This window comes from Pseudarthrobacter sp. NPDC058329, assembly GCF_042879835.1.
GTDB lineage: Bacteria > Actinomycetota > Actinomycetes > Actinomycetales > Micrococcaceae > Arthrobacter.
Window position 1 is genome coordinate 16147 of record NZ_JBHVZR010000013.1, and the last position, 13891, is coordinate 30037.

At 66.7% G+C, this 13891-nt stretch carries 10 protein-coding genes; 8 read left to right on the top strand and 2 right to left on the bottom strand.

Annotated elements, in window-relative coordinates; all coding sequences use genetic code 11:
• The 6 genes from ACFVYC_RS15855 to ACFVYC_RS15880 all read left to right on the top strand — a co-directional run bounded on the left by ACFVYC_RS15855 (position 1) and on the right by ACFVYC_RS15880 (position 9378).
• Positions 1-705 carry a hypothetical protein gene (locus ACFVYC_RS15855; RefSeq protein WP_387551955.1) on the top strand — a complete coding sequence of 235 codons (705 nt, stop codon included), beginning with the start codon at positions 1-3 and terminating at the stop codon, positions 703-705.
• Positions 702-5147, top strand: a complete 4446-nt coding sequence (locus ACFVYC_RS15860; RefSeq protein WP_387551957.1) for an FtsK/SpoIIIE domain-containing protein — start codon at positions 702-704, stop codon at positions 5145-5147. The genes ACFVYC_RS15855 and ACFVYC_RS15860 overlap by 4 nt, the downstream gene beginning before the upstream one ends.
• Before the next feature lie 126 nt (positions 5148-5273).
• Positions 5274-7475 (top strand): NAD-dependent DNA ligase LigA, encoded by a 2202-nt coding sequence (gene ligA, locus ACFVYC_RS15865; protein WP_387552210.1) that lies wholly within the window; start codon positions 5274-5276, stop codon positions 7473-7475.
• A gap of 23 nt (positions 7476-7498) precedes the next feature.
• Positions 7499-8305, top strand: coding sequence for an inositol monophosphatase family protein (locus ACFVYC_RS15870; RefSeq protein ID WP_387551959.1), 807 nt, complete (start codon positions 7499-7501; stop codon positions 8303-8305).
• A gap of 139 nt (positions 8306-8444) precedes the next feature.
• Positions 8445-8948, top strand: coding sequence for a GNAT family N-acetyltransferase (locus ACFVYC_RS15875; RefSeq protein ID WP_387551962.1), 504 nt, complete (start codon positions 8445-8447; stop codon positions 8946-8948).
• 46 nt (positions 8949-8994) lie between these two features.
• A complete protein-coding gene (locus ACFVYC_RS15880) occupies positions 8995-9378 on the top strand; it encodes a RidA family protein (RefSeq protein ID WP_387551965.1) in 384 nt (127 codons plus the stop codon).
• Position 9379: 1 nt separating this feature from the next.
• Here ACFVYC_RS15880 and ACFVYC_RS15885 read toward each other — a convergent pair whose 3' ends face one another.
• Together ACFVYC_RS15885 and ACFVYC_RS15890 are read right to left on the bottom strand one after the other, a co-directional pair.
• Positions 9380-10045 (bottom strand): response regulator, encoded by a 666-nt coding sequence (locus tag ACFVYC_RS15885; RefSeq protein WP_387551967.1) that lies wholly within the window; start codon positions 10043-10045, stop codon positions 9380-9382.
• Positions 10038-11789, bottom strand: a complete 1752-nt coding sequence (locus ACFVYC_RS15890) for an ATP-binding protein (protein WP_387551970.1) — start codon at positions 11787-11789, stop codon at positions 10038-10040. The genes ACFVYC_RS15885 and ACFVYC_RS15890 overlap by 8 nt, the downstream gene beginning before the upstream one ends.
• 184 nt (positions 11790-11973) lie before the next feature.
• Here ACFVYC_RS15890 and ACFVYC_RS15895 point away from each other — a divergent pair, with 184 nt between their 5' ends.
• Together ACFVYC_RS15895 and gatC are read left to right on the top strand one after the other, a co-directional pair.
• Complete coding sequence (locus ACFVYC_RS15895) at positions 11974-13446, top strand: CitMHS family transporter (RefSeq protein WP_387551972.1); 1473 nt, start codon at positions 11974-11976, stop codon at positions 13444-13446.
• 146 nt (positions 13447-13592) lie between these two features.
• Complete coding sequence (gatC, locus tag ACFVYC_RS15900) at positions 13593-13889, top strand: Asp-tRNA(Asn)/Glu-tRNA(Gln) amidotransferase subunit GatC (protein ID WP_387551974.1); 297 nt, start codon at positions 13593-13595, stop codon at positions 13887-13889.
• The last annotated feature ends 2 nt before the right edge of the window (positions 13890-13891 follow it).

Here is a 13891-nt window from a genome sequence, read left to right on the forward strand (position 1 = left end):
ATGGGGGATCTAGCAATAGATTTCTGTGGTGAGTGGTACGAGCCATCGGACGAGGACGTTTTCAACATCGGCCGTGAAGGCGATCTGGAAGTGGACGACAACCCGTACCTGCACCGGCAGTTCCTGCAGGTGGCCCGCTACGACGGGATCTGGTGGCTCAGCAACGTCGGCAGCATGCTGTCGGCAACCGTGGCAGACGGTTCCGGCGGCATGCAGGCCTGGCTCTCGCCGGGTGCCAGGATCCCGCTGGTCTTCAGCCACACCAACATCATCTTCACCGCCGGGCCCACCACCTACGAGTTCGCCGTGCACCTGAAGACGCCTTCCTTCCGGCAGCAGTCGCGGGAGGAAGACAGCAACGGCGACACCACCATCGGCCCGGTGGTGTTCACCGACTCGCAGAAGGCACTCATCGTTGCCCTCGCAGAGCCCATGCTGCGGCGCGAAGGCACAGGCTTCAGCGCCATCCCGTCCTCCGCTGCCGCAGCCAGGACCCTCGGCTGGGCGCTCACCCGCTTCAACCGGAAACTGGACAACGTGTGCGACAAACTGGACCGGGTGGGCGTTGTCGGCCTCCGCGGCGGCGGCGGAAAACTCGCCACCAACCGGCGGGCCAGGCTGGTGGAGCATGCGGTCACCTCGCACCTCGTCACTGCCGATGACCTGCACCTGCTCGAGAAGATGAGGGGCGTGGACGAAGGATGAGGATCCGTCTGACGCTCCGCCGGGAGCCCGCCGAGGCGAAGGACCTGGCCGTTACCGTGGACGGCCTGGCCACGGTGGCCGATGTGGCAACCGTGCTGTGGGCCGCGGACCCCGCCCGCAAAGGCACACCGGCGCCGGAGAACCTCTCGCTGCGGATCGATGAGGCGTTTGTGGGCGGCGGCATGCGCGGCAACGTCCTGGCCCGCGGCGAAAACCTCCTTGAGTCCGGGCTGCGGCCCGGTTCCGTGGTGTCGCTGGCACAGGTGAGCGAGCAGTTTGGCACGCCCGGCGCCAGCCGTGGGCCGGCCGCCGCCACCCTCCGCGTGCTGTCAGGGCCCGACGTCGGCCGCGAGTTTTCACTGCCGGCCGGCACCAGCTACATCGGCCGGGACCGGGACGTTGACATCCGGCTCTCGGACCCCCTGACGTCCAAGCGCCACGCCCGCATCACCGTGGCCGAGGGCGTGGAAATCGTGGATACCAACTCAGCCAACGGCCTCCTGATGGACGGCCTCCCGGTCACCCGGGCCACCCTTAATTCCTCGGACACCGTCACGTTGGGCGACACCACCCTCACCGTGGTGCCGCTGGGCCACAACCAGGCGGCAGCACCGACGTCGCCCCTGGTGGACTTCAACCGCTCACCCCGCGTTGTCCCCCGCTTCGAGGAGCCCAAGCGCGTCCTCCCCGCCGGGCCGAAGCGGCCCGAGGACAACCCGTTCCCGTACATCATGATGATCGCTCCGCTCCTTATGGGCGCCGTGATTTTCGCGGTCACCAGCAACCCGCTCTCGGTGCTGTTTATGTTGATGATGCCGCTGTTCATCGTGGGGCATTACGTGGACCAGAAGATGCGGACCAGGCGCCAGCAGAAGGAGCAGATCAAGCATTTCCGTGCTTCCATGGCCGCCTTCCGGGAGGACATCACTGAACTCCAGCACGTGGAACGCGCCGTCCGGCTGCAGGAAGCTCCCTCGGTCAGCGACACCGTTGACGCCATCTACAAGCTGGGCCCGCTGCTCTGGACCCACCGCCCGGAGCATGCCGGCTTCCTGGGCCTGCGGTTCGGCCTGGGTACCGCTCCTTCGAGGGTTCAGATGGAGGAACCGTCGAACAACGACACCGAGGTCGAATACTCGCGCGAAATCCAGGACTGCCTCAAGCAGTTCCGGGACATCGAGGGCGTTCCGGTGATGTCGCAGTTCCGGACGGCGGGCTCGCTGGGCATCGCCGGCGCCCGCGGCCTGGTGGACGACGTGGCCCGCGGAATAGTGCTCCAGCTCGCAGGGCTGCACTCACCGGCGGAAGTGGTCCTCACCGCCGTCACCTCCGCCCAGTCAAGGGAACGCTGGAACTGGCTGCAGTGGCTGCCCCACGTAGGTTCCGGGCACAGCCCCCTTTCCGGTGACCACCTGGCCGCCGGTTCTGCCGGCGGTGCGTCCCTGGTGGCCCGGCTTGAGGACCTGGTGCAGGCGCGGGAGGCCGCCGCAAAGCGGACCGGTCCGGAGCTTCGCCCCGGAGTGGATCCGGCCAAGCAAGACGTTGGGGAGCCCGTTGTTCCTTCCGTGCTGGTCATCGTGGAGGACGACGCCCCCGTGGACCGCGGACGGCTCACCCGCCTGGCAGAACGCGGGCCGGACGCCGGCGTCCACGTTCTGTGGGTGGCCACGGACGTCCAGGCGCTGCCGGCTGCCTGCCGCGACTTTATGGTGGTGGACGGCGACCACGGCACCACCACCGGCCAGGTCCGGCTGGGCCGCCACACCTACCCGGTCAGCTGTGAAAGCGTCGACGCCGGGCTCGCCGCCCAGCTGGCACGGATGCTCACCCCCGTAGTGGACGTGGGCAAACCCGTCACCGATGATTCCGACCTCCCGCGGGCTGTCTCCTATGCCACCCTCATCGGCAAGGACTTCCTGGATAACGCCCAGGCCGTGGCCGAACGCTGGACGGAAAACAACTCGGTCCATGCAAGCGCCGTGGCCAACCGGAAGGACAACGGCACCCTGCGTGCCCTTGTGGGTTCCAAAGGCATAGAACCGTTGTACCTGGACCTGAAAAATGAGGGCCCGCACGCCCTCGTGGGCGGTACCACCGGCGCCGGCAAGTCCGAGTTCCTGCAGTCCTGGGTGATGGGCATGGCCGCGGCCTACAGCCCGGACAGGGTCAGTTTCCTGTTCGTTGACTACAAGGGCGGGGCCGCGTTCGCGGATTGCATCAACCTGCCCCACACCGTGGGACTGGTGACGGACCTGTCGCCGCACCTGGTCCGCCGCGCCCTGACCTCGCTACGCGCCGAACTCCACCACCGCGAGCAGCTGCTGAACCGCAAGAAGGCCAAGGACCTGCTGTCACTGCAGCGCCAGGCAGACCCGGAAGCGCCGCCGTACCTCATTATCATCGTGGACGAATTCGCGGCGCTCGCCAGTGAGGTCCCGGAGTTCGTGGATGGCGTGGTGGACGTTGCCGCCCGCGGCCGGTCCTTGGGCCTGCACCTCATCCTGGCCACCCAGCGTCCGGCCGGCGTCATCAAGGAGAGCCTGCGCGCGAACACCAACCTTCGCGTGGCACTGCGCATGGCGGATGAGGATGACGCCACGGATATCCTCGGCGTCCCGGATGCCGCCTATTTCGACCCCTCCATCCCGGGCCGCGGCGCAGCCAAGACGGGACCCGGCAGGATCCAGGGTTTCCAGACGGGATATGCCGGCGGCTGGACCACCGACAAGCCCCGGCAGCCGCAGGTCGACATCGTGGAGATGGCCTTCGGCTCCGGCCCCAGCTGGGAGGCTCCGGCGCCGGAGAAGCCGGTGGTGGAGGAGCCCGCCGGACCCAACGACATCGCCAGGATGACCGCCACGATTGTCCGCGCCGCCGGCTCGCTTGCCATCCGTCCGCCGCGCAAGCCCTGGCTGGACGAACTGGCCAAGACCTACGATTTCTCCAAGCTGCCCAATCCCCGCACCGACGGGCAGCTGCTGCTCGGCGTGGCGGACGACCCCGTCCGCCAGGACCAGCCCACCGTCTTTTATGAACCGGACAGGGACGGCAACATGGCCATCTACGGGACGGGCGGTTCAGGAAAGTCGGCCGCCCTCCGTGGCATTGCGATTGCCGCCGCGGTAACCCCCAGGGGCGGGCCCGTTCACGTCTACGGGATCGACTGCGGGTCCTCGGGGCTGCGGATGCTGGAGGAGCTTCCGCACGTGGGGGAGATTATTGGTGGCGACGACGTGGAACGCGTCGGGCGGCTCCTGCGCCTGCTGCGGGACATCGCTGAGCAGCGCTCCGCGGCGTTTGCCGAGGTGCGGGCGTCCACCATCGTGGAGTACCGGAAACTCGCCAACAGGCCCGGCGAGAAGCGGATCTTTGTCCTGGTGGACGGCATGTCCGCCTTCCGTGAAGCGTATGAACACAGCAAATTGTCCGCACTCTGGGACATTTTCCTTCAGCTGGCCACGGACGGCCGGGCCCTCGGCATCCACCTCGTGGTCACGGGGGACAGGCCCAGTGCGGTGCCGGCCTCCCTGCTTGCTTCCATCCAGCGGCGCCTGGTGCTTCGCCTCTCCTCCGAGGATGACTACATATCACTGGACGTCCCCCGGGACGTGCTGGGTGCGGCCTCTCCGCCGGGCCGGGGATTGCTGGATGGTCTGGAAGTCCAGCTCGCCGTCCTGGGCGGGAACTCCAACCTGGCGCTGCAGGCCCGCGAGGTGCACAAGCTCAGTGAAGCGATGCTTCGCCAGGGCCTGGATGCCGCCCCCGGCATCGAGAGGCTGCCGGACCAGGTGGACCTGGATGTCCTGCCCGCGGGCGGACCCCACCTGCCCGTGATCGGCGTCGACGACGAGACACTCCGGCCCGCCGAGATCATGGCGAGGGGCCCGCTCCTGCTCGCCGGTCCTCCCGGTGCCGGCCGGACCGTGGCGCTGGTGACCCTTGCCTACGCCCTCCGCCGTTCCAACCCGGACACCGAGCTCATCTACATCGGGGCGCGCAGGTCCGCCGTGGCCTCCCTGCCCGTCTGGAACCGCTCGGTAGTCGGCGCCGATGACCTGGCCGCGATCGTGGAAGACCTGGTGGAGCACTCCTCCGGGAACCCGGGCTCGCTGGGCATCTTCATCGAGGGTCTCACGGAGTTCACGGATACCCTGGCCGAGTCGGGCGTCAGCCAGCTGGTGACAGCTTCCATCAAGGCGGACCAGTGGGTCATCGGGGAATCCGAAACCTCCACCTGGTCCTCGGCCTGGGCCCTGTCCCAGCCCTTCAAGTCCGGCCGGCGCGGCCTGCTGCTGAACCCCGGTGACATCGAAGGCGACAGCCTGCTGAACACATCGCTGGGCCGGGTCAGCCCGGCTTTCATCCCCGGCCGCGGGTACGTGGTGGGGCGCGGGAAAGCGCGCAAAATCCAGGTGGCGCTGCCTCCCGAAAACAGGGACTGACGCGCCGGGGCAGGCGGGCCGTGAATCCTGGGATCTGCGGCCCGCCGGAAACCGCAAACCCCTGACCTGCCTTGATGGCAAGATAGGTCTGTGAGCACAGGACCAGGCCCCGCAGAACAGACCGCCATCCGGACCACCGCTTTGGAGAAGGCCGAAATCGTCCCATCCAAAGGTCTCCGCGAGGAGTACGCCAGACTAGCGGACCTCGTTTTGAAGTACGGCATTGCCTATCACGAGAAAAATGAGGCACTAATCTCAGACGCGGAGTACGACGCGCTTTTCCTAAGGTTGCAGGAAATTGAGGCTCTTCACCCGGAGCTGATTACGAATGATTCGCCCACTCAGCTGGTTGGCGCCAGAGTCTCTGCCGCATTCGCGGCCGTGGAGCACCTGCAGCGGATGTACAGCCTCGAGGACGTTTTCTCCCTCGAGGAACTCGAAGCCTGGCTCACAAAAGCCTCAGCGGGCATCGCCAAAGTTGGTGACGGCTCACATCAGCCGGCGTGGTTGACCGAACTGAAGATCGACGGCCTTGCAGTCAACCTGCTGTACCGTGACGGGAAGCTCGTGCGGGCAGCCACCCGCGGTGACGGCACCACAGGTGAGGACATCACCCACAACGTCCTCACCATTCAGGAAATCCCGCAGGAGCTGGCCGGTGAAGGGTTTCCGGCAGAAGTGGAAATCCGCGGTGAGGTGTTTATCCCTTCGACGGCTTTCGCCGAATTCAACGAGGCCCTGATCGAAGCCGGCAAGGCGCCGCTGGCCAACCCCCGCAACGCCGCGGCGGGTTCGCTCCGCCAGAAGGACCCGGCGGAAACAGCCAAGCGCCCCCTGAAGATGTTTGTTCACGGCATCGGTGCCCGCGAAGGGCTCCAGGCGCGCAGCCAGTCCGAAACCTATGACCTGCTGAAGGACTGGGGCCTGCCTGTCAGCCCCTACTCGGAGGTGCTGGGCAGCCTGGACGAGGTGCTGGCCTTCATCAAGCGGTACGGGGACCAGCGCCACAAACTGCTGCACGAAATTGACGGCATCGTGGTCAAAGTCGATGACTTCGCCACCCAGCGGGCCCTCGGCTACACCACCCGCGTGCCGCGCTGGGCCGTCGCCTACAAATACCCGCCCGAGGAAGTCCACACAAAGCTCCTGGACATCCAGGTAAACGTGGGCCGCACCGGCCGCGTGACGCCGTTCGGGATGATGGAGCCGGTCAAGGTGGCGGGGTCCACGGTGGAGATGGCCACCCTGCACAACCAGGACGTGGTGAAAGCCAAGGGCGTGAAGATCGGCGACATCGTGGTGCTGCGCAAGGCCGGCGACGTCATCCCGGAAATCGTGGGCCCGGTCCTGGCCCTGCGCGACCAGCAGGATCCGCCGGTCCGCGATTTCGTGATGCCCACCGAATGCCCCTCCTGCGGCACGCCCCTTGCCCCTGCCAAGGAGGGCGACGTGGACATCCGTTGCCCCAACTCAAAATCATGCCCCTCACAGCTTCGTGAACGGGTGTTCCACCTCGCCGGCCGTGGCGCGTTCGACATCGAAGCGCTGGGCTGGGAAGCGGCCATCGCCCTCACCCAGCCGGCGGAGCCCGCAGTGCCGCCGCTGACCACCGAGGCGGCCCTGTTCGACCTGACGCCGGAGCTGCTGGCGGAGGTCCGGATCCGGCGTGAAAAGCGCTCCAAGGGTGTGGCCACCGGGGAATTCGAACTGGTGCCGTACTTCTTCAGCAAGGGCACTGCGAAATCGCCGTCGAAACCCACCGCTACCACCGAGAAGCTGTTCCGCGAACTGGAGAAGGCCAAAACCCAGCCGTTGTGGCGGGTCCTCGTGGCGTTGTCCATCCGGCACGTGGGACCGCGGGCATCCCGCGCCCTGGCCACGGCGTTCGGCACCATGGAGGCCATCCGAAAGGCCTCGGAGGATGAACTGGCCCACGTGGACGGGGTGGGGCCCACCATCGCCACCGCGCTGAAGGAATGGTTCGCCGAGGACTGGCACGTGGAGATCATCGACCGATGGGCAGCAGCCGGCGTCAGGATGGCGGACGAACGGGACGAATCCATGCCGCGCACCCTCGAAGGGCTGACCGTGGTGGTCACCGGCTCGCTGCCGAACTTCAGCCGGGACGAGGCCAAGGAGGCCATCCTCCTGCGGGGCGGCAAAGCGGCGGGATCCGTTTCCAAAAACACCAGCTACGTGGTGGCCGGCGAGAACGCCGGAACCAAGCTGGACAAGGCCGAACAGCTTGGAATTCCCGTGCTGGATGAGGACGGCTTCCGGCTGCTCCTGGCCGAGGGGCCCGCGGTACCAGCGGAGGCAACACCGTGAGCGGCGCCGAACGAGCCGGCCAGGTGTCTTCCACAGAACTGTTGAAGGTGGCCAAACAGGCGGCCGCCGCTGGAGCCGGGGTCCTCGCCGGGCGGAACGCCGGGGCCCTTCAGCCCAGCAACAAGGGCGAAGCCGGTGACTGGGTCACCGCGTTCGACGTGGCCGCAGAGCACGCGGTCCGGGCCGTCATATCGGAAGCCCGGCCCAAGGACAGCATCACCGGTGAGGAGCACGGAACCACCAGGCCGGCAGAGCCCACCGGTTACCGCTGGTCCATCGACCCGCTGGATGGCACCACCAACTTCATCCGCAACATCGTCTACTACGGCACCTCGGTGGCAGTGGCCGATGCCGACGGCGCCTGGCTGGCCGGCGTGGTCAACGCCCCTGCGCTGGGCCGCGTCTACTACGCTGCCCGCGGCCAGGGCGCGTGGCTCGAGGAAAACGGGACCCTGACCCGGCTCGAGGGTCCGGTCCCGGGGCGCAAGGGGCAGATCCTCGCCACCGGGTTCAGCTACGATCCGCAGGTCCGCTCCGAGCAGGCCGCCCAATTCGCCGGGCTGCTGAAGGATTTCGCGGATGTCCGCCGGCTCGGGTCGGCTGCGCTGGATCTGTGCCTGGTGGCGGACGGCACGCATGACGCCTTCGGCGAGCGGGGGCTGAACGAACACGACTTCTCGGCCGGGGCCCTGATCGCGGAGGAAGCCGGCTGCTGGGTCCGCCGGCCCCGGCTGACCAGCCCGCTCGACGGCGGCCCGGCTGACCGCGAAAGGCTGGATGCCTGGACCTGCGCAGCGAGCCTGGAGCTGTCCGGCAAATTCCCCCTCTGATACCGGCTCCGGTGGTCCGGCACAACGGCTGCCGGCTCCCCGCACGCCGGCTGACCGCTGCCGGGCAAGGACTGATAGTTCAGTCACGGAAAGCGCTGTTTTGCGCGCTGCTACTGACTGGTAGCAATACCATTGATGGGTGCATTCGCAGATAATCGTCCGTCCAGCCGTCGCATCAGACTTCGACGCCGTCGCCCGCATCACGCGCGATTCGTACCTCGCCGCGGGCTACTTCGAAGACGCCGACCATCCCTACATGCGCAAGATCCAGGAAGTTACCCTCCGTGCCGGGCAGGCGACCATTTGGGTTGCCGAGCGGGCAGGATCGGTGATTGGTTCGGTGACGCTGGCCGTGGCCGGCGAGCCCTACGCCGATATCGCACAGCCGGACGAGCTTGAGTTCCGCATGCTGGTGGTGGACCCTGCAGTCCAGCGCAGCGGGGCAGGTAAGGCGATGGTGGAGGCCATTATCGAGTACGCCCGGCAACTGCCCGGCATCACCGGAGTAGCCCTCACCACGGGAGAGGCCTGGGAAAGCGCCCACGCCCTTTACCGCAGGACCGGCTTCCACCGCGTTCCCAAGCGTGACTGGTTGGTGCCCGGAACTGACATAAAACTGCTGGTTTACCGGCTGGACCTGTAGCCGCCCTAAAGTGGTGCCGACTCACTTCAGCTTTGAAAGGCCCACCATGCGCAAAACCTTCGGCACCGGCTCCGTCTGGGAACAAACCCTTGGCTATTCCCGGGCCGTCCAGGTGGACAACACCCTCTACATTTCCGCCACCGCTGCCAGCGGCGAAGACGGCATCGTAGGGAAGGACTTCTACACCCAGACGCAGTTCATCCTCCAAAAGCTCGGCAAAGTGTTGGCGGACGCCGGGTTCAGCTTCGAGGACGTAGTGCAGTCCAAGCTGTACCTGACGGACATCAGCAAATGGGAAGATGCGGGCCGTGCCCACGGCGAGGTGTTCGGGGAAATCCGTCCCACCCTGTCACTGGTGCACGTCCTTCCCTTCCTGGATCCGGAAATGCTGGTGGAAATCGAGCTCGTGGCCCAGAGGAGCGCCCGCTAGTTCAGGGGGTGCCCGGCAGGCCGTAGCGGTGCTCCGGCCTGCCGGTGGTCCCGTAGCGCAGCTGGATGTCCACCGCGCCGTCGTCGGCCAGCGAGGACAAGTACCGCTGCGCCGTGGCGCGGGAAACACCCACCCGGGTGGCCACTTCCGCCGCCGAGTACTGCTCGCCCGGCACCAGAGAGTCCAGCACCGCTGCTTCCGTTGCGGAGCGGGGCTTTGCCGACGGCGTGACGTCGCCGGGGATCAGGGCGCGCTTGGCGCGCTCCACAGCATCCTGGTCCAGCGCACCCGGCTGGTTCAGCAGGCGCCGGTACCTGGCGTAGGACCGCAACTGCTGCGACAACGACTCAGCCGTAAACGGCTTCAGCAGGTAGCCCAGCGCGCCCCGGCGAAAAGCCACGCGGATGGAGGCGGCCTCGGAGGCGGCACTGAGGATCACGGTATCCACATCCAGTTGCTGCAGCAGGTCAAGGCCGGAGGCGTCCGGCAGGTAGACGTCCAGCAACACCAGGTCCGGCCGAAGGCTGTGGATGGCCTGCAGCGCGAGCGACGCCGTTCCCACCGGCGCCAGCGCCAGGAACCCCGCCACCGAATCCACATAGGCGGCGTGCAGCTTCGCCACGTGGAAGTCGTCATCCACAATCAGCACCCGAAAGTCCTCAGGCATCCTTTTCCTTCCCGGCTACATCCTTCAGCGCTGCATCCGTGTGGCCTTTTTCCGGGTGCCCCGGATTCCTGATTCCCATGGTGGTGCCGGGAAGTGTGGCCATAAAGACCGCGCCGGGTCCGCCGCGGCTACCCGGATCCAGCAGCCTAACGTCCCCGCCGCGGCGCCGGGCCAGTTGCCGCGCCAGCGCCAGCCCGAAGCCCTGGCCGCCACCTGCCCGGACGGGACCTGAAGCGGTGGTGAAGCCTTCGGCGAAAACCGCCTCGGCGTCCGTCCCCTCCGCCAGCCCGTCACCTGAGTCGGCGACCACCACGTGCAGCGTGCCGCCGTCGTCGTGCGGTTCATCCATCACTTCCACCTCAACCCAGCGCTCGGCCGCTGACCCTGCCACCGCGGCATTGACTGCGTTGTCGATCAGGTTGCCCAGCACCGTGGTGACGTCCTGGGCGTCAGTCACCTGCCCGCGGACCAGGGTTTCCGGGCCGACGCGCAGGGCGACGCCCCGCTCGTCGGCCTCCACGCCCTTGGCCCCCACAAACGCCTGGAGATACGGGTCCTGGAGCAGCTCGGCCTGGTCCACCGGAAACTTCAACGGTCCCGTGGCGGCCAGCCGGGCCAGGTACTCGCGGGCCTGCTGGTGCTGCCCGATGCTCATAAATCCGGCGATGGTGTGCAGCTGGTTGGCGAACTCGTGGCGCTGGGCCCGCAACGCGGTGGACATGGTGCCCACGGCGTCCAGTTGGCGGGTGAGCTGCTGCAGTTCGGTGCGGTCGCGGAGCATCACCACCCAGCCCAGGTCCTCACTCCGGTGGAGGGCCTTGCGCGCATTGGCTACCAGTACCCGGCCGCCGGCCACCAGCTCCACCGCTTTAGTGGCACCGGACCCCGGCCGGGTCAGGGCCTTCAGCTGATCCGGCACCGGAGCGTCCTCCCACCGGGTTCCGGCCAGGCCGGCCAACTCCAGCAGCCGCTGCGCTGCGGCGTTAAAGACCGTGATCCGGCCGTCGGCGGAAACGCCGATCACGCCGTCGTCAACGCCCTGCAGGACTGCCACTTGGTCGTGGACCAGGGTGCTGATTTCCTCCGGTTCCAGGCCCAGGGTGAGGCGCTGTAGGCGGCGGCGCAGCAGGAAGGACCCCAGGACGCCGGCGAGCAGCGCACCCATGGCCGTCAGGGCAACGGGACCGATGTCGCGTGCCACGGTCTGGCCCACGGTTTCCATGGAGTAGCCCACGCTGACCTCACCCACCACCGTCGAGCCGCCCGGCGCGTACACGGGGACCTTTGCGCCGGCGGACGGGCCGAGCGTTCCCGTGTTCCGGGTGGTGACCTCGCGGCCGGACAGGGCCTCGGACGGGTCGGTGCTCACCCTTTCCCCGAGCCGCTGCGGATCAGGATGCGCCAGCCGAAGTCCTGTTTCATCGGTGATCACCACAAAGAGGGCGCCCGTTCGGGTCCTGGCGGCCTCGGCCGATGCCATCAGGGGCCCGGCAGCAAGTTCGGCGGCCGGGGGAGTGCCGGCCTGCTGGCTGATGTCCAGGACGTCCGCGCGCACTGAGGGGTCTGAGGCCACCGTCCGGGCGAGGGTCAACGCCTGGTTCTCCGCCTCACGGCCCACCCTGTCATAGGTCAGCCAGGCGTGGACGGCCGCGCTGAGCAGAACCACCAGAAGTACCACTCCGAGTTGCAGCAGGAGCGTCTGGGTGGAGAACCGCAGCGGCGCACGCGGACTGGAACGCGGCATGATCCTCCTTGATCCTGATGACTGGCGGCAGCTCACGGGGAGCTGTGAGCAGAATGAGCAAAATGCTCGCAATAAGCAGTATGCCAATCAATTGAGCCAAAGGCACGGCCGTGACGGCCACCACCCTACAGTCTGTAGCACGCGTCACACCGCTGTGCCGCTGTTCACAAAGAAGGAGCCGGCCGTGCTGGTAATACTTGGATTCGCAATGATCGCGGTATTCATGGTGCTGATCATGACGAAGAAGTTGACGCCAGTGCTGGCGTTGATCATCGTCCCTACAGTTTTTGGCCTTTTTGCAGGTGCCGGCCTTGGCATCGGCGACATGGTTATGGACTCCATGAAGGCCATGACGTCCACCGCAGCCCTGCTGATGTTCGCCATTATCTACTTCGGACTGATGATCGACGTGGGGCTTTTTGACCCTCTGGTGCGCTTCATCCTGCGCAAGCTGGGCAACGACCCCGCCAAGGTGGTCCTGGGCACCGCCATCCTGGCCGCCGCAGTTTCGCTGGACGGCGACGGCTCCACCACCTTCATCCTCACCACCGCGGCCATGCTGCCGATCTACCTCCGCCTGAAGATGAGCCCCGTAGTCCTCACCTGCGTTGCCGGCCTGGCCAACGGCACCATGAACATCGTGCCGTGGGGCGGTCCCACCGCCCGCGCCGCCAGCGCCCTCAACATCGATGTCAACGAAGTCTTCGTCCCGATGCTGCCGTCCCTGCTCGCGGGCATCGCCGTCGTCCTGGCCTTCGCCTGGCTGCTCGGCCTGCAGGAGCGCAACCGCCTCCGTGCCACCCAGCCGGAAATCTGGGGCGTGCCTGACACTGCCGAGGCATTCGACGGCGGCACTCCCGCCGGCGGTAACGGCACGTTCCGCAGCGGGTCAAGCCGCGGTAGCTCACCTGTTCCCGCAACGGGAGGCCCCGCCGTCGGCGGTTCGTCTGTTTCCGTGCTGGAACGCACCGAATCCCTTGTTGATGACAACGACACCGCCATGGCTGACACCGCGCTGGACCCCAACCGCAAGACCCTCCGTCCCAAGCTGCAGTGGTTCAACCTCGGCCTCACCGTCGCCGTCATGGGTATGCTCATCGCAGACCTCGTGCCGCTGCCGTACGTGTTTATGGTGGGCTCCGCCATCGCCCTGCTCGTCAACTTCCCCCACGTCAAGGATCAGGCCGCACAGATCGTGGCCCACGCGCCGTCGATCGTTGCCGTGGTGAGCATGGTGATGGCTGCCGCTGTCCTGACCGGCGTCCTCACCGGCACCGGCATGGTGGAAGCGATGTCTGCCTGGCTGGTACAGATCATCCCCTCCAGCATGGGCCCGTTCATGGCCGTCATCACCGGCGTCCTGAGCATCCCGATGACGTTCTTTATGAGCAATGACGCCTTCTACTTCGGCGTCCTCCCCGTCCTGAGCGAGACTGCCGGCCACTACGGAATCAGCGCTGCCGAAATGGCCCGCGCCTCCATCACCGGCCAGCCGTTCCACATGCAGAGCCCGCTGGTGCCGGCCATCCTGCTCCTGGTGTCCCTGGCCAAGGTGGATCTCGGCGACCACCACAAGAAGGTCCTGTGGCGCAGTGCCGTAGTGTCCCTGGTCATGCTGGGAATTGGTGTGCTGACCGGAGCCGTGGGAATCGGTTAGTCTGTTGCTGCCGTGGTCCGGTCCCCGTGGCCGGGACCCGGTGTGAAGGTGCCCGTCTGACGCCCGCTGGGGGATGTCAGACGGGCATCATCGTTTCCCCACTAGAATGGACCGGAAAACCAATTCAAACTTTGCAGGGGAGATCCATGGCTGCGATCAACCGTGACGACGTCGCGCACCTCGCGCGGCTCGCTCACATTGAGATGAGTGCCCAAGAGCTGGACAGGATGGCCGGAGAACTCGCGGTCATCGTTGATTCGGTCAAGTCCGTGAGCGAAGCTGCCGGTGATGACGTCCCGGCGACGTCCCACCCCATCCCGCTGACCAATGTGTTCCGCGAGGACGTTGTGGGACACACCTTCACCGCGGAAGAGGCGCTCTCCGGCGCACCGGACTCCGACGAAAACCGTTTTAAGGTTCCGGCAATCCTGGATGAGGCATAAGC

Coding starts and splice junctions, on each gene's coding strand:
- ACFVYC_RS15885 (WP_387551967.1), bottom strand. CDS start 10,045: ATGCCTGAGGACTTTCGGGTGCTGATTGTGGATGACGACTTCCACGTG.
- gatC (WP_387551974.1), top strand. CDS start 13,593: ATGGCTGCGATCAACCGTGACGACGTCGCGCACCTCGCGCGGCTCGCT.
- ACFVYC_RS15890 (WP_387551970.1), bottom strand. CDS start 11,789: ATGCCGCGTTCCAGTCCGCGTGCGCCGCTGCGGTTCTCCACCCAGACG.
- ACFVYC_RS15855 (WP_387551955.1), top strand. CDS start 1: ATGGGGGATCTAGCAATAGATTTCTGTGGTGAGTGGTACGAGCCATCG.
- ACFVYC_RS15860 (WP_387551957.1), top strand. CDS start 702: ATGAGGATCCGTCTGACGCTCCGCCGGGAGCCCGCCGAGGCGAAGGAC.
- ACFVYC_RS15880 (WP_387551965.1), top strand. CDS start 8,995: ATGCGCAAAACCTTCGGCACCGGCTCCGTCTGGGAACAAACCCTTGGC.